The organism is Glaciimonas sp. Gout2 (assembly GCF_035018905.1).
GTDB lineage: Bacteria > Pseudomonadota > Gammaproteobacteria > Burkholderiales > Burkholderiaceae_D > Glaciimonas.
Genome location: NZ_JASJXA010000009.1, coordinates 1 through 23,140, shown reverse-complemented (window position 1 = coordinate 23,140; position 23,140 = coordinate 1). Strand labels below are relative to the sequence as shown.

The following is a 23,140-nucleotide window of genomic DNA, read 5'->3' as shown; positions in this document are numbered from 1 at the left end:
CAAAGTTATCAGATTCATCAATCGGTGACTACGAATGCTTTGGTACTTTGAAGTCTCAAAGGTGGAAAATCGCGCAGGTTGTGCCGTAGTTATCTTTGATTTTTAATAGGCTACTACTCGTGTTGATATTTCTTTTTTGTCAAACGACTTGCACGTGGTAACGTTAGCAGTCTGTTTTCGCTTTGTTGATTCGTTGTAAAGCGGCTTTTTATACCACTTCTTGACCTGAAACCATGTGCCAGTTACTTGGAATGAATTGCAATGTCCCGACCGACATTGTATTTAGTTTTACCGGATTTTCGACCCGTGGCGGTCAAACCGACCATCATAGCGACGGCTGGGGAATTGCCTTTTTTGAAGGCAATGGCGTACGCCATTTCGTCGATTACCAGGCCGCTGTTGCCTCACCGGTGGCTGAGTTGATTCGTCGTTGCCCGATTAAGTCAAAAAACGTCATCGCCCATATTCGCAAAGCGACGCAAGGCCAGGTGGCGTTGGAAAACTGTCATCCGTTTGTGCGCGAATTATGGGGTCGCTATTGGGTATTTGCACACAACGGCGATCTTAAGGCTTTCGCACCGACGTTAAATGGCGCTTTTCGTCCGGTTGGCAATACGGATAGCGAGTTGGCTTTTTGCTACATTCTGCAAGAGTTACGACAACGTTTCGGCGAAAACTTGCCGACGACGGCCCAATTAACGATGGCGTTGCAAGAGTTGACTAAAGAGATCGCGCAACATGGCACATTTAATATGATGCTATCCGATGGGTCGGCACTTTTCGCCCATTGCTCGACCAATTTGTATTACATCATCCGCCAGTTTCCATTTGCCGAGGCGAAACTATCGGACGAAGATGTCACAGTCGATTTTTCTCAGGTAACCACGCCCAAAGATCGCGTCGCCGTGATCGTGACTTCACCGTTGACCACAAATGAAACATGGATGCAATTTGGCGAAGGGGAGTTAAAGGTTTTTATAGATGGTGAAGTACGACCCTGAATATCGTTTTATATCACTTCACCACCAGTTTGCCACATACAGCTAAAACAAATTCTGCATGCGGCGCAACTGTTTAAAAACCAATTTTCAATCCAATTGAACCTTCGACCGATGATCTGACCTGAGCATCGTCACTGTTACCTACCCTGAATAATTTTCCTACCTCACCATACAGGCTAGTCATTGGGGCAAGCTGCAAGGTTAATCCGAGCGCTGTTTCGGTTGAGGTGTAACCGACACTTGTTGATATTGGCGTTGTCGCAGCAGGATTCACAAAAGTCGTTGTGTCCTTCCCTGAAAATCCATGCCATAGATTTAAGCGTGCATAAGGCTGTAGATGTCCGAGTGAAGTCGCCATGTCCGTCGTAATACGGGCTCCAAGGCGGCCAAATACTTTTCCATTTGCATCCTGCTGCACAGTGGCTCCTGCGATATCTACGGTGTCGAGCTTGCTACGACCATAAATCAGTTGTGCTTGTGGCTCCAGAGCCCAGCCATGGCCCAAGGAGAAGCGCTTGCCAACCTCAATCGATGCCATAGTGCTAAACGCATTACTATTTGATTGTGTGGTCGGGGCGGTAACAGAAAGTCGGTGCATGCCATACTGAAACACTAAGTCGGTATAGAAACCGTTGTCCAGGTACGTCCCATAGCCACCTATAAATTTACTATCTGAGCGCATCGTGCCAGCGCTTCCAAAAATACCTCCGACGTTTCCGTTGACGCTACTGTTTGTCTCAAGCGCGCCCACATATACGCCGACGCCCCAATTGTGACCTGCGTAAATGTCCACGCCACTCTGAAAGCCGCCCATGTTGGCGTGACTGCTCAAACTCGCGTCGCCTGCCTGAGCCATATTGATGTTACCGCCAATAGCACGCCCCCAGCCGCGCCGATTTGCATTGACCCAACCTTCATCACTGCCATCGTCTACCACAATCTGCCTATTTTCATCGCCAACACGCCGATGCAAGGTGGATAGCATTGCCAAATCACCTTGCCGCAATATATTGGGCAGCGCGTTATACAAGGCCACCTCATTACGATAGGCGCGATTGGTGGTAACTTTAATATCGGGAACTGCCGCAAAAGTGGTCAGATAACGTGTACCAGCCGCATCCGTCAGATGGTACTGATAAGCGCCCGCATCGATATGGCCACCAGCGTTTGCGAGCACAAACGTCCCGACATCCGCTGTCGCTCCATTTTGTACCAACACGACAGGGATGCCGCTTCCTGTGGTCAGCGCACCGAGCCCGCCGCGATTCACCACCAGCAAATTTGTCATTCCCTGTGCGATGGCTGCGGTACCACTCAATACTAAGGCATCCGTCGCACTGCTATCTACGCCGAGCTTAGAACCTAAAAGTACCGTGCCTCCATTGCCAGCTATCGGGCCGGTGATGGTGAGTTGAGTACCAGCCAAGAGTGCGTCGGAAGAAGAAAACAGACGCACAGTACCCCCGTTGTTCAGACCCGCGATACGTTGATCAAAACCTGCCAGATCCAGCGTCGCCCCAACATTAACTGTGTGCACGGATGCGGCACTGAAGGTATTGGTCGCCCCCGCGGCCAGCGTCCCGCCGAGGACAGTGGTAATCCCGCTATAAGTATTCCCACCCGTCAGGGTAGTTGTACCGGTCAGATCACGCGTCATGTTACCGCTACCACTGATCGCACCGCCGTAACTCTGGATATCGAGATTATCGAATACAACATTGCCCTTATCTGTAATGTTACGGTTTAATACGCTACCTGCGGTAGCACCGCTGCCGCCAATACGCAATACGGAAGTAGTATCGGCCACGTTAAGGGAAGAGGCGGCACTCTGCATCGATAGATCGCCAATAACGCGCATATCTGCACCGTTTGATAGCGTGATGGCATTATAGCTATTACCAATATTAAGGCCCCGCGTCATATCGTCTGCAGTAAACGAGCCAAAGCCACGACTGGCGTTTTGGGTGCCAGAAAATTCCAGTGTATTGCCCGTGGTACCGGCATTGGCCGTGACGTGACGTGTAGTTGCAAGGTCGACAGCACCAACCAACGCCTTGTTATTATTCCCTGAACCCAGGTTAATTTCACCCGCGAGTGTGCCCCCGGTCCAGTTGACCGTATTGGCACCGGAACCACCGTTGATTTTACCGGTCACTGCGCCACCGACCAGACTAATCTTGTCGCCGCCGTCACCGCCCAGAATCGCGACGTTAGCGTTGCTTGCTGCAACGATGGTCCCAGAGTTGATAATCATCTTAGCGGTGGTACCAGAAGCATCAATGACACCAATAGAACTGATGCTAGCGGAAGAGAGAGTTCCGGTATTGGTAATCGTGGCAGCATCATGCGCCACTATCGCTGCACCGCCGCGTGTATTACTGACAGTTATCAAGCCGCTGGTAATGACATCGCCGGTGGTCTTTGCCTGGATGCCGGTTCCACTCACACCCGATACGTTGATCGCGTAACGCGGCCCGACTACCACATTGCTGGCGACATCTGCGCCGGTGCCATACTGTTGGAACGCAATACCTGTTCCGCTTCCCAGAACGTTCAGCGTAACGCTGGAGGTTGGATCAAAACTGGTGGCTGTACGAATGGCCGAGCCACTGCTGGCGTTGATCGTTACGTTGTTGAGTTTGACAGCACCGATTTCAGCCTTGTTTTCGATACCTGCACCGGTTCCATTGGCTGTAATAGTCAAATTGCTGGCGTCGAGTGAAGCGGCATGGGTATCAAGCAGCACCCCACTGGCGGCGCCAGAGGTGGTAATCCTATTGTTGGTGCCGGTCAATGTCAAAGCCGCGCCATTCACCAATTGCACACCAGCAACTCCTGCATTGACAGTCACCGTGCCGAGGTTGGAAATTTCTGCATCGCTACCCGATGCCCTGACTCCAACACCGCCACCCACGGTAATGGTTCCCGTGTTATTCAAACGTCCAGCCTGCTGGACATCAATACCCATACTATCCGTACCGGTGAGGGCAATATTACCGCTGTTATCGAGCTGTCCCAAATTGCGTGTAATGAAGCCAACGATATTGTCCGCACTGCCGGTGAGCGCTTTTGCGGATGTCAATCTGGTCGCCGCATCGGGTGTCCCGAGCAGCGCCCCAGTCAAACTATGCTGCTGACCATCGACCACGCCGCCAATGGCACCTGCACTATTAAGGTTGATGTCAGCCAATGCGCTAATATCGCCGGTAGCCCCGCCTTCAATCAGTACGGCAGTTGCGCCAGCGTTGTTGACGTTAATCACCGCATTATCGATTTTGATCGCCGTACCTGAGCCCGTACCTAACAACGCAGTACTATTGATACCGCTGGCGGTCATCTTCAATCCCTGACCACTAAAACTGGCACCGTCAGCAATGCGAAACAGCGTCGATCGATCGGTATTTACAATCAGATTCGCGGCCGAAACATTTATTTTGGCATGTGCGCCGTCAATAAAAAATCCGATTTCATCCGTGTTGCCAAAATCACGCAACACGTCTGCTCCTACATTAATCACGGCGTTTCCACGTGCCAACACACCGATAGCGCCAACCCCGGTTAAATTGATTGCGGAGTCAATATTGGCAGTCGCGACACCACTGCCGGTTCCCTCGGCCCAGACGCCATAATTGCGTGTTCCAGAAGTCGGATCAATACCGCCGGCTACCGTAATGCTGCCCGCGATCGTGGACGTTATTTCAGATCCGAAACTGCCTGTATCGAGAACTTTAATTCCGACATTATTCGCGCCGACTACAGAAATTGCACCATTGTTGATCGCGCCAGCACCAGTACCCACAGTTGAATCCAGCACTAGAAAGCCGACATTTTGAAGCGGGGCAGCCAGCCCAGCGCCACCGTTGACATTTATTGCGCCATTATTGGTGGCACTAAAATTCGTCGCGCCGAGCACGGCAATTCCCGCCGCATCCTGGACTAGCGACCCGAGCGTCAACGTACCGTCATTCACAATAGAAACATTGTTACCATTCGTCATGATGGCAGCGTTGATGACATTTCCGTTATTGATGGCGACGTCAGGAACTATGTCCCCTGCGTGCGCTTGCGGTGCACGTCCAATATAAATGGTACCGCTCGCTTGATTAACAAAGCTGCCGGCTCCCTGGATCAGAACGCCGAAGGCTTGACCATTTGGTGCCGATGCATTAGTGCTGCCCCAACTCTCGCTAATATTAATAATCCCGCTGTTACTCGCTGCAGCGCCGCCACCATTTAAAAAAATTCCGATTGCTTGCGCTGGCCCTCCTTCTAACGCCGCATTAATGATGCCGGTATTCGTAAAGACACCATTATTGGTCACTTGTGCACCGAAGCTTTGATATAGGTTACCTTGTGAGAGTGGTCCTTGCGGCACTCGCGTGCCGTCGGCATTCAGCCATGCCCCAGACGTAACGACGCCGCTGTTGACGCCAGTGCTGCCGGCCCCGTCAATCGTCATCGCAATTGACCGAAGTGTGCTGCCACTGAACTGCATCACAGATAGCAGGCCGTTATTAATAATGTGCCCACCTCCATCAGCGCGTAAGGCGCCGTCAGTCGAGCCCGCAACTTCCAATACACCGGTGCCTGTTAGTGTCGCCGTTGCATTGGTGCCGGAAGCGTGCATGACACTCAGATATTTGACGTCAAGGGCAGCAGCGTCCGTCGTATTGGCCTGTCCGTTGGTCCATTGTGGGGCACTCACCGTAATCGGCGTCTCTGCTCCCAATGCTTGTTTAAAGGCGGCATTGTAAGCCGCCTGAGTGAGGCCGAATGATCCTGTCACCAAGCTAATAAGATAGGCGTTGTAGGTTTGCAAGGCGACCGGATTTGTGACGGAAAACAACGCACCGTCCGGCGCGATGACAGCCCCTCCAAATTGCGTAACGTAGCCTTGAATAGTTGTCGCCGCAACCGGAGCGATGACCGGCGTGCTCTCGAAAATAATACGATTTTTTGACGTCCAGTTAATGTTGCTGGCAGCGCTACCCGTACCGTCGGCAAAAGTAATATCCGTTTGCCTCGCGGCAATCTTTAACGCATTCCCACTGTCTGTGGTGTTGACGTTATCACCAATATTGACGTTCAGTGTGCCGCCTGTGTGGTCGACGCTCGCCATCCCGGCCTGAATATATAAATTGGCAGTGCCGGGCGTTGCGACAATAAATCCGAAATTCCCCGCGTCTCCGATTGTGGCATAGCTAAGGCTGGCGTCGGTATATACAGAAACTGTCCGATTCACTTTCGTCACCGGATCCACTTGTGTGACTGAAGCGTTCTGATTTGTAGGGCTAACAGCCCAGTAGTTATTGAGGTTCAAGGGCAATGCAATAGGATTGCTTTGAAGATTTGGCAGGTTCGCGGCATTGGCCGTATTGAGTGTGTAGCTATTGAAGATGGCGCCATTTCCTACCACCGCGTTCGCATTGAACGGGGTCGTGAAGGCAGCCGTATTTCCATTGCTCACGGTTGTTAATGTCTGGCTGTAACTGTTGCCCGCAGGGGCAATATAGCTTTGGGCAAAACTGTTCAAAGCTGGAATACCAATGAACGCCAGTGCAGTCATCGACAGAATAGCGGTGGATCTGCTGCCCTTGCTACTTTTAACTCTGCCCTTAGCATTCTCGGAGACAACTATCCAAGAACCAGTAGCTTCATTCCATACAGATTTATAAATTTTATTCACGTTTGTGCCTTTTAAAATTGACATCTATAGATGTTTCTACTGAATAAAAAAAAGGCCACTTATTCGGCGACGCATAAAAAATAAGCCAAAAAAATATTTTTTATATGGCATTTCTGATGGCAAAGTTACATTTTGAGAAGGGAGGCAGTCAATGCGATTAATGACAGGTAGCGCACAGAATAAATTGCAAAAAAATCGAAAAAAGAGACACGATTTTTTAGGCGTGGCGGACTGCGGATGCGGTCCCAGCGCAGCCGGACGCTACTTCGTTTTCGTAACGAAATATTGGCGATATTAGAGGGAAAATGTCGGCTTGACGGCGACGAAATAAAACCGGGAAAGAGCTACCGTTTCGTGAAAAGAATCCGGCAAAAATCCACCGTGAACGCTCACTGGGTAGCGGTACGGTGGATGGGTAAAGCTGCCAACTTTTACAGGCTAGTTTTTAGCGTGAACAACACAGCTCGATAATTGAACACGCGTTAACCAAGCGCGGAATATGACAATCAAAGCAGGGAGTTATCGGCGCAGGTAAGTGGAAAAGATGAGGCAACTCACCTATCCAATTTTTGCCGGAATTTAAAGCTTATTTTTAAACTTATTGATCCGCGTAATCAATCGTCAGCGGAGCGTGATCGGAAAAGCGCTCATCCTTGTAGATGGCGACGGTGTGTGCTTTTGCGGCAATGCCTGGCGTCGAGATATGATAATCGATACGCCAACCAACATTTTTAGCCCAAGCCTGGCCGCGATTGCTCCACCAGGTGTATTGCTCTGGGCGTGGATCCACCGTCCGAAACACATCGACTAACGCGACCTCATCAAATAACTGGGTCAGCCAAGCGCGTTCTTCAGGCAAAAATCCGGAATTCTTTTTATTCCCTTTGAAGTTTTTCAAATCGATTTCGTGATGGGCGATATTCCAGTCGCCGCAGATCACGACTTCCCGCCCGCTGGCTTTCAACTCTTGCAAATGCGGTAGAAAACTTTCCATAAAGCGAAATTTTGCTAATTGACGTTCTTCGCCGGACGATCCTGATGGGCAATACAGTGAAATCACCGTTAGATCGCCAAAGTCACATTCAACGTAACGGCCTTCCGCATCAAACTCCGGGTTTCCAAATCCAATCCGGACCGCGTTTGGGGCGCGTTTGCTGTAAAGTCCAACGCCTGAATAGCCTTTCTTCTCCGCATAGTGGAAGTGGCCGACGTAACCTTCTGGCGCGAGCATTTCAGGCGACATGTCAGGAGCTTGGGCTTTCAACTCCTGCACGCAAATAAAATCGGCAGATTGTTTGCTCATCCATTCAAAAAAACCCTTTTTAGTGGCGGAGCGAATACCGTTGAGATTGGCAGAAATAATTCTTGGCATAGAGATGTCGACAATAAAGGTGTTAAAACAAGTGCTGTTAAGAGGGAATAGAGAAAAACAACCGCAGCAAAGTCGATCAGCTATTCTGGAACATCAGGATAACCGATCTGGCGGTCGGGTCAAATGACGGTATGTTGTAAACTAGAAGTAGGGAATTGGAAGGTCGCCTAAAAGGTGTGTGACATTTCACCAATTGGCATAACGAAAAATGGATTGCGTGCGATAGTTCGCATCAACTTCAGGTGACTTTACTTCAATGTAATCTGCCCGGGCCTAACTGACATGACTAGCATTTATGTAAGCAACACCCTTTCGAGCAAGAGTATTTCTAGACTCCAATGTCTTTTTATCAATAAAAACTCTATTTCTACGACCAATTAACGCGGATCAAACATGGCATTTAGCTTAGCTCAACCTGCGCATAGCAAAATTGATATTAAGAAAAGTACGTTTATCGGTTTTGTCACCGCTGTTGCCGGACGACCTGAAGCTTTGACTGAAATCGCCAGATTGCGCGGCGAACACCCGAATGCCACCCATGTTTGTTGGGCGCTGTTGGCTGGCGGTCATTCTGGCGCATCGGATGATGGCGAACCGGGCGGTACCGCTGGTTTGCCAATGCTCAATGTATTACGCCATCAGGATTTGGAACAGGTTCTGGCGGTCGTGGTTCGTTATTATGGTGGCATTCGATTGGGCGCTGGGGGTCTAGTACGTGCTTATACCGATACGGTGGCACAAGCCCTATTAACGGCAGAAAAAATCGCATTGGTCGTGACTGTCACGCTGCGCGCCGCTGTACCGTATGCCTTGGAAGGACCTTTACGACGGTTGCTACAGCAAAGCGGTGCAATCTTGGCTGAAGTGACTCATACCGACGTGGTCAGCATGTGCTTTTCGTTACCACTTTCTGCAGCACCGGGATTTCAGCGAGAGGCAAATGACATTTGCCATGGTTCTTTGCAATGGCGCGAAGAGAGTCTTTAATTCGCCGATCCGTCCTGCTAGCCCATGGCGATTGCCAGCATCAATTTCCAAGCAGTCTAGTCCCAGTCATCCGCCATGTTCTCGAAAAACAAGAACGTGGTATTCCACGTCTTTTTTGCCGAAAACTATGCCGCCAATCGCTTTAGCTCAGTAACGCTAGGCGACCAGACTGAACAAATCGACTTACTGCCGGAATTTGAGGACGCAAATGCATCACACTACGGCCCTTGTCGGCCTCAAGAACCATGAGACTACCAGCGGCCACGTTGAGATAATCACCTGCATTCAGCCAGTAATCGTCACTTTGACCAGAAATAGTGACCCAGACACGACCGCTGGAAACTTGCAATATTTCTGCAGATTCTGCTTGCATCGACAACACTTGGCCTGCGTTGAGGGCTAATGGCTGTTGCATCTCTTTAGTGAATAAATTTCTCATCATGTTTCTCCGATAACTGCTGGTATAGTTCTACAACCCACCCGGATAATCTCTGTCAGCCCCTAATTGCAGCTGATGGAAATCTTTGCTGGACCGGTAAGAACATTCTAGTCAACACATTCGGTAAAACAAAACGAGTAATTGCACGCGTTCTTGCTAATTTTATTCACATAGGGATGCGCGACAACTATGGCCGACCTACGCAAACTTCCTCCCCTTTCTGCCTTGCGGGCTTTTGAGGCGGCATCACGCTATGACAGTTTTTCGCGCGCTGCCGAGGAAATACGCCTGACGCCCGGTGCGATCAGCCATCAAGTGCGTGCGCTTGAGGTCGAATTAGGCCTCGCATTATTCACGCGCCACGGCAAGCGCATCGCAATCACTGACCAAGGCCAACGGTTTGCCACAACGATACGCAAAGCGCTGACTGAAATTGCGCTTGCTGCAGAGGCCTTGAAAATCGATGCCAAGCAAAAACGACTCACTATTTCAGCCCTACCGTCATTTGCCGCACGTTGGCTGGCACCGCGGTTATGGAAATTCATTGACCTGCACCCGGATACGGAAGTCGTACTGCAATCATCAAGCCAACTCCAGGACCTCGCGCAGGAACAGATCGATGTTGGTATTCGCTTTGGCGTCGGGCACTATCCGGGATTGGTGGTGGAAAAATTGATGGATGATTTTTATTATCCGGTCGTCAGCCCTCGTTATCGGCAAGGCCATTTGCCAGAAAAGCCAGAGGCTTTAGCGCAATGCACGCTGTTGCGCATGGATTCAGAGGAGTCCTGGCAACCGTGGTTTGAGGCTGCAGGTATAACACTACCAGAACCAAGTCGTGGCTTGAGAATTCAAGATGCATCGATGCTACTTCGCTCAGCCTCGGATGGGCTTGGTATCGCCTTGACGCGGCATGCCATCGCGCTACAAGAAATCGCCGCCGGTGAGTTAATTCGGTTGTTCGATGTTGTCGTGCTATGTCCGAATGCGTATTATTTTGCTTGCTTACCGGAGGCCATGAATAAACCACAGGTCCAAGCCTTTCACGGCTGGTTAACACAAGAAATAGCAGAATTTAAAGCACAAAACAGTTGGCCCGGTTAACCAGAACAACTGTTTATTTTTGCGATTGACACAAACCTATTTTCGACGCTCGCGAAACGGCACGCGCGATGCCATAGCATAACTAGTCCATAATCATTGGCTCGGCAAGCGTCCGATCGCAATACACTAACCTGATAATCACGATTACAGAACCATTTTCACCATCGGATGAGTCGATAATGCGCTGTATAAATTATCAAGTTGCTCACGACTAGTCGCTCGCACAGTGACTGTCAAACCAGTGTAATTGCCTTTAGCGGATGGTCGTACTTCAAGCTTATCGATATGAAAAGTTGGGTCATGTTGCACCACTAGGCCGACGATCGTTTCCGCAAATGCGTCGTGCGTTGGCCCCATAATCTTGATAGGAAAATCGCTCGGATAGACGATCAGGCTGTCTTCGTGAGGAATGGTCGGCATAGTCATAACGATTGCTTTCTAAAAATCAGGCAACATAGCAAAAGACACGTTGCCCGAGGGACAAATCAAGCTATTAAGGTCACCTTAATCACACAAGGCGGCTTTCGCTCCCTGATAGGCTTGATATAACGCCTTGTAAATGGGGCCAGGTTGACCGTTTCCAATAGTTTTGCCATCAATAACGGTCACAGGCAAAATTTCTTTGGTTGCCGATGACAGCAGCACTTCATCGGCCTCAACTACTTCCGCGCGCGAAATCTGGCGCGCAACAAACTGAAGATCATGTGCGGCGCAAAGCTCTTCGATCAAACCGTAACGGATGCCTTCCAGAATGAGGTTATTCTTGGGGGGCGCCATCAGGACGTTATTTTTGACAATCCAGACATTAGACGACGACGCCTCAGTCAGAAATCCATCACGGAATTGGATTGCTTCCATTACACCGTGCTCAGCCGCATTTTGCGCTGCCAGTACGTTGCCAAGCAAAGAAATCGACTTGATCTCGCAATGCAGCCAACGTTGGTCTTCCATAGTGATACATGATACGCCTTTGGCGCGTACCGCATCGCTTGGCAGAACCAAAGGATTGGTCATGATGAAAACCGTGGGCGTAATCACGTCTTTGGGAAACGCATGTGCCCGCTTCGCCACGCCCCGCGTAACGTGAATATAAACCATCTGGTCGTCTTGTCCATAAGGCGCGACCACTTGGTTAATCAAGGCCATCCACTCTTCAACCTTATGCGGATTTGGAATATCTATCGCCGCTAGACTACGAAATAAGCGGGCCATATGATGCTTGGCACGGAATGCTTTGCCGGAATACATTGGAATGACCTCATACACACCGTCACCAAAAATAAATCCACGATCCAGCACAGGAATACGTGCGTCGGACAGGGGCGTCATCACGCCATTGAGATAGACGATGGAATCTTGCATGATTATTTTCTTAAGAAGGTGGGGGATTTGATTCTTGCACAAGTATGAACAGCAGAGTATGCAAAAAAAGTATAGAAATTCGACGCCCGCGATACTACATTGTAACAACTTTGCTCTATCCAATTCTCATTCCAAATATCCAGATACTGGAATAATTATTAATAGCAAAACATAAATAGTCAAACGTGGGAATGGGAGATATCCAACGCGCCCCACATTCTTTTACGCTCCTCCAACCCCGGTTATAGCAATCCTAAAATTGCTGCCTTAATGACGGCTCCGGTTTTATTTGCTGCGCCAAGTTTTATTAGCGTATTAGTGATGTGGAAATTCACCGTCCGCTCTGCAATATTCATGATATGACCAACTTCACTAGAAGTCTTACCGTCGGCGGTCCAGCGAAGGACTTCGACTTCTCGCGCGGTTAGTCGCGCAACAGCCTCCGGCATCAACTTTGGAACCAGCAATCGAGTCAATCCCTCATGCGCGGTGTGGGTCAGCCAGGTTAAATTTGACGAGATGTGATGCAGTTCTTTTAATGAGAGTGCTTCATCAGAGCGCGATAAGCTGAGCAACCCTCCCACGCCTCTTGTGTCGTGGCAAGATCGGGCCCAACCCACACCGAGACCATGCGCGTGGGCATCCTCCCAAAAAGGGCGGGATTTGACACCAATTTCTTCCGACCAGACCAATGGCATGCTTGAGCGCATGCCGTGTGCGATCGTTGGGTCGGTCATAAGGTAATTTTGTTCAAAATAACGCTGTTTCCATGCTCTCGAATAGTTGTTGAGCATGACCAACTTCGGCTGAGAGATAGGAAGCGGCATCCGCATACCGTACGCGCAATAGTCGAATCCAAGTTTATGAGCAGCACCAGATAGCGCGGCAAAAAAGGCAGCCTCGTTCTCTGCGGTTAGTAAGGCTTGAATTTGATCTCCCTGAAAGCTATTCATACTCCCTCACAATTTTTTTATGCATAAATAATGTCCGTTAAAATGTCACACAGGAAATATACACGTAATTATTTGTATTTTTGGAATATCTTTCGATGATTTTCTTCTTTTGTAGAAGGACAACTTATCAGTACAACCATGACCAGAATGTCAATAAATAAAAAATCTGCCGCTCCAGTTAATTTTCGATAGCAGTTAACTCTATCGCCGTTCAATTTTTTTTGAGATTTACCGTATTTCTAAAATAAATGCATCACAAGAATCAACTCAACTAGCCCCCCTTAAAATGATCCGTTTACAACTAGTCGCATCTCGATGGGTGCATATGCGGTTGCAATGTGAAGAGCTTCTTCATAAAGAGCCGATCCTTTTCATTTCAGGGCTGAGCCCCCGTATGCGGTACTCGACAGCCTCCATCCACATTGGGCCGGATACCAAGCAGCATCGTTATGAGGAGAGAGGTCGAGCAGATATCCGGCAATCGAAAAATCGCTCTTCTGGAAGAATTTAGTGACACATTTAACTAACAGCCGGTAGTGCAAGAGCAAATCACCGTGTGTCGCTCGGCAAGTCCAGTAGCACGTAAAATAGTGCTTAAAATCTTATTTAAAATACTAATGCCGCATCGACACGCAGAGTTCACCAAACCAGTTCTCCATCTCAAAAAAATGGCTCACGAAATAGCTATTTAAGTAATCAGATAACTCCCAGTAAATCTTCGCCTGATGCAGCGCTGCGACCTAATATTTTTTCCTCCATTTCGACTCTATTACCGTCCAACTTTCGCACACATCGAATGATCTGCATGCTACCGCGGTGCCTGTTCGGGACGCCTAATCAAGCGACAGATCCCTCGGCTCACGTGAAAAATAATCAAAGTGATACAGCGGCTATCCAACCGACACTTCCATTCACCGCTGATATTCCCGCCTCAGCTTTCAAGACTCAATCCTGTTCGAAAATTTAGGCGCAAATTAAATTACCAAAAAGTGCATTTAGTGTCAGCAAGTATCAGTCGTTATTGTTACGTCGTAAGACTGTAATTAGTGACAGTTACCTAGCTTTTTGAACTCCGTCATCATTTCAATATGAAAAAAAATAAGAATTTTCTGGGGTGGAAAAATGAACGTTATTTCGGGCGCTAGAGACCTCTTAACAAGCGAGTTAATCACGCAAATGTCAAGGTACCGGCATAAAGTCTTTATTGAAACACTTGAATGGAACCTTGAGAGTAGCAATGGGGCAGAGTTAGATCAATTTGATCGTCCAGATACCGTGTACGTGGTCGCGCATGACGAACATGGAAATTTGAACGGCTGCGCCCGTTTATTACCCACTACCTCGCCTTACCTCTTGGGCGAAGTATTTCCCCAACTTCTCCATGGCATGGCCATGCCCCACACACCAGAGGTCTGGGAGTTATCTCGCTTTGCTGCGATGGATTTCAATCATCAAACAAATTCGGCCATGGGCGAATTTTCTTCGCCGATTGCCATTAACCTGATGCAGGAGTCAATTCGCTGTGCTGCCGAGCATGGGGCTAAGCGGCTCATCACCGTCTCACCACTTGGCGTTGAGCGCTTGTTGCGACGCGCGGGATTTCAAGCACATAGAGCCGGACGACCAGTGATCGTCGATGGACAACCTATGTTTGCGTGCTGGATTGAAGTGGAATTAAACCGTAAGTTGATCCCAGGTAAGGAGAAATCTGACACCAAATTGTCAGGTCGTTACCGTTTTTGATTACACCGACATTTATTTGCGAACCCGAAGAGTAAGGCCTTATTGTCGGAAGACGGTCTTTCCCACAAATTAACGCGATACGTACCAAAAAAATGTTTTCGAACGTTGGATTTTTGCGTCCAGCTGCGTCTTGACGATTAAAGAAAGATAGCTAAATGAGCAAAGGTTTAAAACGCCTCACTGGGCCTCAATCGTTACGTTGGAAACCCATTTTAGTACTACCTATTTACTCCTGCATTGCTGCGTTGGGGGACATTGGCGACCTCATTGCAACTGATTTCATGACACCACCCTTTGATTCCTCACGCCTTATATTGGTTACGGTATGAAAGACAAAAATAATTTATTGAAAGTGGCAAGTTCAGCGGCGGCCCAGGATTTGGGTGTGATCAGCAAGTTATCAGAGGTCACCTCTAATACTCCGTTTCGACTTGTTACGAAAGGAAGAAATTTTTGTTCGTCAGCGGGTCGCACTATCAAAGGCCTGCGATACAGAAGTTCTGGCCATTGCTACAGGTCGATACGCAAGCAACGACATCACGGCCAATACGTGCCATGTATTTTAAGGTAAGACAAAATGACCGAGAATGATATCCCCCTCATTTCGTTCTTCAAGCGTTTGCTCGATCCAGCCATTATTCTTGGGCTTCTCTATTTGGTCATCGTCGTTCAGGATGAAATGTTTACCGGTAATTATTTGGCGTTAATGATTATTGCCTTCTTTATTTCTTCGTTTATTTACGAACAAATTGATCTTTACCGCACTTTACATGCTGGGAAAAAACTGGCTTTTGCAACAGATATTTTTATGGGATGGGCAGTAGTCGTTTGCCTGTTGGCGCTAATTGGCCAGGGTACCGGGCTTCGATATGAATTTTCGGATCAAGTCGTCTTGACCTGGTTTACGCTTGCGCCATTCGCGCTTTTATTAAGTCGTTTGACTGCCTATCGGCTGGCATTCAATATTGGCAAAGACCGGGAGGTGCGCTCGGCTATCATCGTCGGAGCGAATAATCTAGGGACCGATATTCTACGACGTTTGACATCCCGCAGTAATGCGGGCATGGACGTACACGGATTTTTTGATGACCACTTAGCGCTCAACCAAAAGTATGCGGTCCCAATGCCGTCACGCCCCTATCTTGGCCTGATCGCCGACGTTGCTCTCTACGCGCGTACGCATAAAATTAGGACCATTTTTATCTGTCTGCCAATGTCTGAAAATGCGGGTTCCTCCTCCTTAATGGAAGAGTTGAGAGACACGACGGCATCCGTCTATTTTGTGCCCGACATTTATACCTTTGATCTTATTCAGGCGCGACTTGATCACGTCGGCGGCATTCCTGTCATTGGAATTTGTGAAACGCCATTCACCGGCTTACGGAGCGTTCTAAAGCGCAGCAGCGATATCGTCCTGGCGCTACTGATTCAGATCATGTTGTTACCAATTATGTTGCCTATTGCAATTGGTGTGAAATTATCGTCGCCAGGCCCGATCATTTTTGCACAGCGTCGCTACGGTTTGAACGGGGAAGAAATAGTGGTCTACAAATTCCGTTCAATGGGCGTTTGTGAAGACGGGGCGGTGGTGGATCAGGCTACCAAAAACGATATCCGGGTGACCCGTTTTGGCGGCTTTTTACGCCGTACATCGCTAGACGAATTGCCGCAATTTATCAATGTCTTACAAGGTCGCATGAGCATTGTCGGCCCTCGTCCTCACGCCGTTGCACACAATGAAATGTATCGAAAACTGATTAAGGGATACATGTTGCGACACAAAGTAAAGCCCGGGATAACCGGATGGGCCCAGATAAATGGTTTCCGGGGTGAGACCGACACGCTGGACAAAATGCGGTCAAGGATCGAATTTGATTTGGAGTATTTGCGTAACTGGTCACTAGGACTGGACCTGTTAATTATCATGCGCACGGTCAAGGAAGTATTAAAAAAAGACAATGCCTATTAATAATTAAGTCGTGCGTCCCGGTAGGTGGAATCGGTGAAGAAGATGGTAATTTTGCATACAAGTGTTGCGCGTTTCAGTACATATCCTTAAAGGAAATATGATGAAAATAGTTATGCTGTTGTTGGGTTTCATGAGCTCAGGGCACGCTGGCATTGTTAGCGCCACAACGCCATCTATTCATTTTTCATCGCACGAAATCAACACCCTGTGGTCAGCCCAAAAAATTGACGTAAGCGTTGGCGATAGCAGTCACACTATCTCCCCAAATATTGATTGCGTGAGTTTTCAGCAAGCCATCTCTGTCCCTCAATTAAGTCTAAGGAACGCTGCCATAACGCGGCATGGTTTCTTTATCGCGTCTGATAAGTCAGGCGGCATCTTCCGACCTGGAGATGCTGCAACGATAGAATCCCACGCTCCCGTCGAGGCAAATCACGTATCCCAAAAAACGGTCTCACATACCAATGCCGCGGATGATTCACGCTATTACCTCTTTAGAAGTTTTAGAAAACAAACGCCACCAAAACCTGCGTCATGGACACTACTTCTGACGGGGCTTTGCTTGTTGCTGTATCAGGTACGCCGTCGTTCAGTCAGAGTATCGATCGGATTGCATTCGGCTTCATTCAGCTTATACGCCACGCCAGACTTACGAAATATTCTGCCAACAGATACGGGCTTTGCCCTTCGTAGCTGGTAACGAGGCGTGAAGGTTCTAGCCATGAGAAAAATAGAATGACGGTATTTATTGGCGGGAGTCGCACCTTGAGTTGCTCAAAAAATTTTTATGCTCTCTTTTACGTTAGTGCAGCTTTAAGCCGCAATAGGATAACCATATTGAAAATATTGTCGCTTCTCGTGCCGCTTGCTGCCTTGAGCTTATGCGGGTGCGGTGATACCAATACCAATACCAATACCAATACGAATACGAATACCAGCAAGATTTTGGTACGGGTAAATGAAGAGGAAATTACCACGCGCCAACTTGAGGACGAACTGGCACACGAAAATCCGGTAAATGACAGCAATGTGGCAGTTACACCAGCCCAGCGAAATCAAACATTGGAAGTGCTGATCGACCGGAAATTATTGTTGAAGGAAGCGCGGCGACAAAAATTGGACCGTGATCCAAAAGTGTTACAGATTATTGAGCGCTACAAAACACAGGCAATCGTGCAGGCGTATCTGGAAACACAAACAGGAAAAATCGACCAGCCGACCAAGAACAATGTGAATGAATTTTTTCGGAGTCATCCCGAATTGTTCACGCATCGAAAATTGCTTAATGTCGACCAATTAAGTATTGCCTCAGCGAATTTCACCAACCAGCTAAAAGGGGTAATGAACGCGGGAAAATCACTTGATCAGGTAGAGGCTTGGCTGACTGCGCACAAAATTGTGTATATAAGAACTGCCGTTTCCTATGATAGCGCTGAGTTGCCCGCTGATATCTATAACCAGCTTCATAGCCTTGCAAAAAATCGTCTATTTGTTTTAAAAGATGGCGACCGGAATTTACTTTCCGCAGTGACAAAATTGGTGGATAACCCAGTTCCGCCAGCGTTGGAAAAAATGCAGATTGAACGCTTCCTGATGGCAAAAAACATGCAGGAAATAGCGGCAAAAGAAATTGCCCGCTTACGCCCGTTCGCCAAACTTGAGTATGTCGATAAAAGCGATAGCAATCTGGAAAAAAGTCACACCCGGCAACGGCAGTAAACAAAAATGATGACTATTATCAGCATCGATATTGGTCGATTGGCAGCACCATCACGCTACCTGAAATAGAAAATGGCAACTGAACCCCTGATCAAATTTTCCGCAACGGTGAAACACCTCATGAAGATGCGCACAATGATAAAAAAAATTTACTTAGTCGTACTTGAACTGTTAGTGGTTCTAGCGGCGCTAGCAGCATTTAGCGCGCATGCGGCCGATATTCCGCTTGGCGCCGGTGATGTCGTAAAAATAACCGTATTTGGAAATCGTGATTTAAACCTGGAAACGAAAGTCAGTGAGACCGGAAGCATTACCTTTCCACTCATAGGTGAAGTCGGGGTGGCAGGATTATCGACATCGAACACGGAAAAAAAGATCGCGGGCTTATTAGTCAGCGGTGGCTTTTTGCGCACGGCACAAGTCAACATCATGGTCACGGAACTACAAAGTCAAAAGGTTTCGATGCTTGGACACGTTTTGCACCAGGGCATGTATCCCATTGATGGCCCACGCACTGTCACCGATATGCTTGCCCTAGCCGGCGGTGTTGGTCCTAATGGTGGCGATACCGCAACCATTATCTTTACGCGTAATGGCGTAGTTAACAAGCAGATTGTCGATCTTGTCGACATGGTTCACTCCGCTGACATGAGGCCGAATATGCCGCTGATCAGTGGTGACATGGTGTACGTCGAGCAGGCACCTAAATTTTATATCTACGGTGAAGTCCAACATCCCGGCGGGTATCGACTAGAGCGGCATATGAGCGTGATGCAAGCGTTGTCTGTTGGCGGCGGCCTTACACCGCGCGGCACGGAAAACGGCTTACGCGTCAAGCGTCAAAATACAGCAGGAAAAGTGCATACGTTTGGCGTAAAAAATGACGATGAATTGTTACCGGACGATGTCGTGTACGTCAAAGAAAGTCTGTTTTGATAACCGCCATAGCTTTCTATAAAAAGGCGCCTGGCAGGGCATCCACCAGTCAATGAATATGTGTGCGCGCCGGATTGCCGGCGCCATTAATTTTATTTTTTACTAGCTTTGTTTCAAAGGTGCAGTCATGAATTTTTATCAACTGTTAACCATACTTCGTACTCGTTACAAAATCGTGCTCATAACATGGTTTTTGGTGGTGATGGTGACTGCTGGTGTCAGTCTACTTTTACCAAAAATGTACAAAGCATCAAGCACGATACTGATTAACTATAAAGGTACCGATCCGGTGTCGGGAGAGATTTTGCCCGCACAGTTAGCTACCGGTTACATGGCGACTCAGATGGACATCATTACCAGCAAGACTGTGGCATTAAAAGTTGTTGCCAATCTAGGTCTGGCGAACGATCCACTTTTACGCCAGCGTTTGGACAAAATCGCAAGTAGCGACTCGATCAGCGACTTGCTAGCTGATATGTTGCTAAAAATGGTCGATGTGACGCCAGCGCGAGAAAGTAGCGTGGTCGAAATTAATGTCAGAGACAACGATCCAATATTCGCCGCAACTGTGGCAAATGGTTTCACCAAGGCATATCAACAGGTCAGTCTCGAAATCAAGGCAGCGCCGTTACGACAAGCCGCAATCTATTTTGCACAGAGGATCAAGACCTTGCGCGCGAACCTTGAAACGGCACAACATAACCTATCCGAATACCAGCAAGTGCACGGACTAATAAGTACCGACAAACGTCTGGACGTTGAAACCCTGCGTTTAAATGATCTTTCAAGTCAGTTGGTGATCGTTCAGGGACAGGCAATGGAAGCGTCGTCACGCAGTAAACAGGCAATGGGTAGTGGCGGTGTAGATTCGCCGGACGTCATTGCGAATTCGCTGGTTCAGACGCTGAAATCATCACTGGCGCTAGCTGAAGCAAAGTTTGCGCTGTTATCACAAAATCTGGCACCTAATCACCCTCAATATCAGGCTGCACAAGCGGAAGTAGACGGCCTGCGTGATGCGCTAAGCAGCAATATTAAAGCAACAAATAACGGCTCTTCGCATAACGGCCGCATATTACGTCAGCGTGAGGCCGAAGTGCGCGCCGCACTTGCGGCACAAAGAACCAGGATATTCGAACTCAACCGCTTCCGCGATGGGCTTGCAGTTCTGGTCGAAGATGTTGATAACGCACAGCACGCTTACGACGCCGTCCATTTACGCCTGACCCGCTCTAATCTCGAAGGCAATTCCAATCAATCCGATGTGTCTTTACTTAGTGTGGCAACGACACCAATGCATCCGTCGAGCCCCAATGTTCAATTTAACGTCGTTCTGTCGATTTTGATGGGATTGATGCTTGGAGTGGCACTCGCTGTATTAAAAGAATTGACGCATCGCGGGGTCGGCTCCGGCAGGGATACCCCAGTGCCAAATGTGCCCACGCTTGCCAGCATTAATAGGGCAATACCGAGCATGCCAAAGTGAAATCGGTCGATTGATTATTACGGACGAACTGAATCTGGGATAAAGGAATTGTTGGTATTGAGGACTTGGTCGAGGATTTCGAGCATCGGTGGCTCCCGTGATTAGCAATCGCACCGCCTTAGGGCCGATTTAATCGTTTTGCGTTATTAAAGGTCAATAAGCCATATGCATTATTTATCCGCCATCAGGAATTTTATTTTTCCTCGACAGCTCGATCTACAGATACCGGATAAAGGTCTGGTATTTTGGATTTTGATCGGCGCATTGGTGTATCAGACAGTCTTGTGTGCGATCCATACGAATATTCATCCCATTTCCATGGCTGGCGTGGAATTAACAGAAGCGTTCATCTATCTTGCCGCTCTCCTGGTATTGGTCCGACACATCAGACTTGAATTTCTGGCAGTTGCCGCGTTGGTCGGGACATACCTGTTTTTGATGGCGATTTTTCGTAACCAACTAGATCCAAAGGGTTTCCGGGACGTGATGATTCCACTCCTGTTTTACGCTCTTGGGCGTCATATTGGGGATAGCAATTATGCCGACCGTGTACTCAAAATGATGGTGCTCGTGGTGCTATTTTTTGGTTTTTTCGAATTATTTTTTCTGGATGCGTTTTCCCGTATTTTTAATATCTTTTCGTATTACGTCACTCAGGGCGGCCTGATAGCAGGTTCGAATTGGACTAAGGGCAGCGTCTTAGGACTGAACGGCATGCGGCCGGAGGGAATTGGGAGAACGATCTTGCCAGCCTTACTTGGCGGTCACCGAATATCGTCGATTTTTCTTGAGCCAGTATCGCTTGGTAATTTTGCGGTGATCATCGGAGCGTGGGGTTTATCTAAGCGAAGTAACGATCTCGTCAACATGCTTTTCTTTGTGTTTGCAGCCATGACGATGATTGCATTAAGTGACTCGCGCTACGGATTGATTACTTTAGCTTTTCTGGTGTTGATGCGCTGCATCCCTTTCAGTAAAAAAAATATCTGAATGATTGCTTTGCCATTACTTATCGTAGGAATGCTGTTGAGCATTGCCCTATTTTTTGACGGTCGGTATAGCGATAGCGTGATCGGGCGACTGTTCGTTAGTGGCAAGATGCTGCTGAGTCTGGACTTAGGAATGATATTTGGTGGAGTTGGATTTGACATCTATTTCGGCGATATGGGCTATCCGTCTCTGCTGACAAGGCTTGGTGTGGTGCTATGTCTCTTTTTATGGATCGCGTTCTGGTTGGTAAACATGGAGGACGAAAGAGGCGATCGTTTTCGGGCCTCTATCACCCTATACATGTCGCTGATCTTAAGTATCAGCGGAACGTCGTTATTCGCTTTGAAGACCGCTGGCGTTCTCTGGTTCCTTGTCGGTTGCCTGGCAGCGCGTCAAAAAATGACATTACCAGCGACATCCGGATGCGCTGCAGCCTTCTCCCGAACATAAAGGACTTTCACTATGCCTATTAAAGCCGTGCTCATTGTGCGTCAACGTTCTCCTTCCTTTGGCGGCATGGAAGACGTGGTACAAAATATCGCCCGACAGCAGCGGGAACACCATGACCAACCTCTGAAGGTTATGACGCTTAACCGATTGTTTAGAAACTCTGCGGAATTCCTCGCACCTGACGCGGTGGTGAATGGTATCGGTGTTCTGAGACTTCCATTTCACGGCAATACCGGCTCCCCTTTGCCCTCAGGTATTACAGCATGTCGTCGACGCTGACGTGATCTGGCGAGATATCGCCAATAAATATGCAGATGTCTTTAAAAAATATGATGTCACGTTAAAACGCCTTATCTTTTTTTTAATCAAAAATAGTTTTGAATAACATTGAGTCTAATACAGCCATGACAAAAACGAAAATAAATGAAATTACCGGATTACGTGGAATAGCAGCGTTAATGGTGATGTATACGCATTTCGTAAGTTGGTTTTCGCTTCCTCTGAGAACAAATTTTTCCGGCGAAATCGGCGTAACGATTTTCTTTTCGCTCAGCGGTTTTTTGATGGCTTATCTTTACATAGAAAAAAATTTCTCGACGTCAGATGTGATCGAGTATGCAATCTCCAGATTTTCAAGAATCGCGCCTGCTTATTTGTTTATTATTTTTATCGCTTACATCATCAGTACGAAACTTGATCCACATTTTATTTACGATATTACAAACAGAAATATTATTCGCCATATTCTTTTTTCCGGAAACATAGCTGTTTTCTGGAGCATTACGCCCGAAGTTGAATTCTATTTTCTCTTTATTTTTATCTGGGCTGCGGCCAGCCGTCTCGTGGTGCGATTCGATATTGTTGCCTGCGTATTCTGGTCAACGTGACCGCTCATTCTGGCCGATCGTGACCGCTGCGCCTGCGATGTTGTTACGCGGTTAAA

At 48.1% G+C, this 23,140-nt stretch carries 19 protein-coding genes; 13 read left to right on the top strand and 6 right to left on the bottom strand.

Translation table 11 applies throughout. The features are described from left to right. Nucleotides 1-233 precede the first annotated feature (233 nt). Complete coding sequence (locus QN379_RS08535) at nt 234-1,001, top strand: class II glutamine amidotransferase (protein ID WP_322234846.1); 768 nt, start codon at nt 234-236, stop codon at nt 999-1,001. Nucleotides 1,002-1,074: 73 nt separating this feature from the next. On the opposite strand, the gene QN379_RS08530 is transcribed toward QN379_RS08535, so the two are convergent. Both QN379_RS08530 and QN379_RS08525 read right to left on the bottom strand, forming a co-directional pair. Further along, nucleotides 1,075-6,687 (bottom strand): autotransporter domain-containing protein, encoded by a 5,613-nt coding sequence (locus QN379_RS08530; RefSeq protein ID WP_323506464.1) that lies wholly within the window; start codon nt 6,685-6,687, stop codon nt 1,075-1,077. Nucleotides 6,688-7,285: 598 nt separating this feature from the next. Next, entirely contained in the window at nt 7,286-8,059 is a 774-nt protein-coding gene (locus tag QN379_RS08525) for an exodeoxyribonuclease III (protein ID WP_322234842.1), read from the bottom strand. A gap of 393 nt (nt 8,060-8,452) precedes the next feature. Between QN379_RS08525 and QN379_RS08520 the strand changes: the two genes are divergently transcribed. After that, nucleotides 8,453-9,046, top strand: coding sequence for a YigZ family protein (locus tag QN379_RS08520; RefSeq protein WP_323506463.1), 594 nt, complete (start codon nt 8,453-8,455; stop codon nt 9,044-9,046). Nucleotides 9,047-9,188: 142 nt separating this feature from the next. Here the strand turns inward: QN379_RS08520 and QN379_RS08515 are convergent, their stop codons facing one another. After that, on the bottom strand, nt 9,189-9,488 hold the full coding sequence (locus tag QN379_RS08515; RefSeq protein WP_322234838.1) for a DUF2917 domain-containing protein: 300 nt from the start codon (nt 9,486-9,488) through the stop codon (nt 9,189-9,191). Nucleotides 9,489-9,674: 186 nt separating this feature from the next. On the opposite strand from QN379_RS08515, the gene gcvA reads away from it, so the two are divergent. Then, a complete protein-coding gene (gene gcvA, locus QN379_RS08510; protein WP_322234837.1) occupies nt 9,675-10,589 on the top strand; it encodes a transcriptional regulator GcvA in 915 nt (304 codons plus the stop codon). A 144-nt stretch (nt 10,590-10,733) separates the two neighbouring features. Here gcvA and QN379_RS08505 read toward each other — a convergent pair whose 3' ends face one another. From QN379_RS08505 to QN379_RS08495, 3 genes are all read right to left on the bottom strand, one after another. Then, nucleotides 10,734-11,009, bottom strand: a complete 276-nt coding sequence (locus tag QN379_RS08505) for a DUF493 family protein (protein WP_322240341.1) — start codon at nt 11,007-11,009, stop codon at nt 10,734-10,736. Nucleotides 11,010-11,093: 84 nt separating this feature from the next. Further along, on the bottom strand, nt 11,094-11,951 hold the full coding sequence (locus QN379_RS08500; RefSeq protein WP_323506462.1) for a D-amino acid aminotransferase: 858 nt from the start codon (nt 11,949-11,951) through the stop codon (nt 11,094-11,096). A 242-nt stretch (nt 11,952-12,193) separates the two neighbouring features. Continuing rightward, a complete protein-coding gene (locus tag QN379_RS08495; protein WP_323506461.1) occupies nt 12,194-12,904 on the bottom strand; it encodes a LuxR family transcriptional regulator in 711 nt (236 codons plus the stop codon). 1,122 nt (nt 12,905-14,026) lie between these two features. On the opposite strand from QN379_RS08495, the gene QN379_RS08490 reads away from it, so the two are divergent. The 10 genes from QN379_RS08490 (at nt 14,027) to QN379_RS08445 (ending at nt 23,084) form a co-directional block, all read left to right on the top strand. Then, a complete protein-coding gene (locus QN379_RS08490) occupies nt 14,027-14,647 on the top strand; it encodes an acyl-homoserine-lactone synthase (RefSeq protein WP_322234832.1) in 621 nt (206 codons plus the stop codon). A gap of 577 nt (nt 14,648-15,224) precedes the next feature. Beyond that, nucleotides 15,225-16,616, top strand: coding sequence for an undecaprenyl-phosphate glucose phosphotransferase (locus QN379_RS08485; protein ID WP_323506460.1), 1,392 nt, complete (start codon nt 15,225-15,227; stop codon nt 16,614-16,616). 97 nt (nt 16,617-16,713) lie between these two features. Continuing rightward, nucleotides 16,714-17,316, top strand: coding sequence for a hypothetical protein (locus QN379_RS08480; RefSeq protein ID WP_323506459.1), 603 nt, complete (start codon nt 16,714-16,716; stop codon nt 17,314-17,316). 137 nt (nt 17,317-17,453) lie between these two features. Next, a complete protein-coding gene (locus QN379_RS08475) occupies nt 17,454-18,335 on the top strand; it encodes an EpsD family peptidyl-prolyl cis-trans isomerase (protein WP_323506458.1) in 882 nt (293 codons plus the stop codon). 135 nt (nt 18,336-18,470) lie between these two features. Next, nucleotides 18,471-19,271, top strand: coding sequence for a polysaccharide export protein EpsE (gene epsE / locus QN379_RS08470; protein WP_322234822.1), 801 nt, complete (start codon nt 18,471-18,473; stop codon nt 19,269-19,271). A gap of 127 nt (nt 19,272-19,398) precedes the next feature. Beyond that, on the top strand, nt 19,399-20,757 hold the full coding sequence (gene epsF, locus QN379_RS08465) for a chain length determinant protein EpsF (RefSeq protein ID WP_322234820.1): 1,359 nt from the start codon (nt 19,399-19,401) through the stop codon (nt 20,755-20,757). Between the two features lie 165 nt (nt 20,758-20,922). Then, on the top strand, nt 20,923-21,747 hold the full coding sequence (locus QN379_RS08460) for a hypothetical protein (RefSeq protein WP_323506457.1): 825 nt from the start codon (nt 20,923-20,925) through the stop codon (nt 21,745-21,747). Between the two features lie 36 nt (nt 21,748-21,783). Further along, the gene (locus tag QN379_RS08455) at nt 21,784-22,197 is read left to right on the top strand and encodes a hypothetical protein (RefSeq protein ID WP_323506456.1); all 414 of its coding nucleotides are present in this window, start codon (nt 21,784-21,786) and stop codon (nt 22,195-22,197) included. A 12-nt stretch (nt 22,198-22,209) separates the two neighbouring features. Then, a complete protein-coding gene (locus tag QN379_RS08450) occupies nt 22,210-22,476 on the top strand; it encodes a hypothetical protein (RefSeq protein ID WP_322234817.1) in 267 nt (88 codons plus the stop codon). A gap of 125 nt (nt 22,477-22,601) precedes the next feature. Beyond that, nucleotides 22,602-23,084: an acyltransferase gene (locus QN379_RS08445; RefSeq protein ID WP_323506455.1), complete on the top strand. Its 483-nt coding sequence runs from the start codon at nt 22,602-22,604 to the stop codon at nt 23,082-23,084. Nucleotides 23,085-23,140 lie beyond the last annotated feature (56 nt).

Excerpts from the sequence above, each read along its gene's own strand:
- QN379_RS08535 (WP_322234846.1), top strand. The coding sequence starts at position 234 with ATGTGCCAGTTACTTGGAATGAATTGCAATGTCCCGACCGACATTGTA.
- QN379_RS08525 (WP_322234842.1), bottom strand. The coding sequence starts at position 8,059 with ATGCCAAGAATTATTTCTGCCAATCTCAACGGTATTCGCTCCGCCACT.
- QN379_RS08520 (WP_323506463.1), top strand. The coding sequence starts at position 8,453 with ATGGCATTTAGCTTAGCTCAACCTGCGCATAGCAAAATTGATATTAAG.
- QN379_RS08515 (WP_322234838.1), bottom strand. The coding sequence starts at position 9,488 with ATGATGAGAAATTTATTCACTAAAGAGATGCAACAGCCATTAGCCCTC.
- gcvA (WP_322234837.1), top strand. The coding sequence starts at position 9,675 with ATGGCCGACCTACGCAAACTTCCTCCCCTTTCTGCCTTGCGGGCTTTT.
- QN379_RS08505 (WP_322240341.1), bottom strand. The coding sequence starts at position 11,009 with ATGCCGACCATTCCTCACGAAGACAGCCTGATCGTCTATCCGAGCGAT.
- QN379_RS08500 (WP_323506462.1), bottom strand. The coding sequence starts at position 11,951 with ATGCAAGATTCCATCGTCTATCTCAATGGCGTGATGACGCCCCTGTCC.
- QN379_RS08495 (WP_323506461.1), bottom strand. The coding sequence starts at position 12,904 with ATGAATAGCTTTCAGGGAGATCAAATTCAAGCCTTACTAACCGCAGAG.
- QN379_RS08490 (WP_322234832.1), top strand. The coding sequence starts at position 14,027 with ATGAACGTTATTTCGGGCGCTAGAGACCTCTTAACAAGCGAGTTAATC.
- QN379_RS08485 (WP_323506460.1), top strand. The coding sequence starts at position 15,225 with ATGACCGAGAATGATATCCCCCTCATTTCGTTCTTCAAGCGTTTGCTC.
- QN379_RS08480 (WP_323506459.1), top strand. The coding sequence starts at position 16,714 with ATGATGAAAATAGTTATGCTGTTGTTGGGTTTCATGAGCTCAGGGCAC.
- epsE (WP_322234822.1), top strand. The coding sequence starts at position 18,471 with ATGATAAAAAAAATTTACTTAGTCGTACTTGAACTGTTAGTGGTTCTA.
- epsF (WP_322234820.1), top strand. The coding sequence starts at position 19,399 with ATGAATTTTTATCAACTGTTAACCATACTTCGTACTCGTTACAAAATC.
- QN379_RS08460 (WP_323506457.1), top strand. The coding sequence starts at position 20,923 with ATGCATTATTTATCCGCCATCAGGAATTTTATTTTTCCTCGACAGCTC.
- QN379_RS08450 (WP_322234817.1), top strand. The coding sequence starts at position 22,210 with ATGCCTATTAAAGCCGTGCTCATTGTGCGTCAACGTTCTCCTTCCTTT.
- QN379_RS08445 (WP_323506455.1), top strand. The coding sequence starts at position 22,602 with ATGACAAAAACGAAAATAAATGAAATTACCGGATTACGTGGAATAGCA.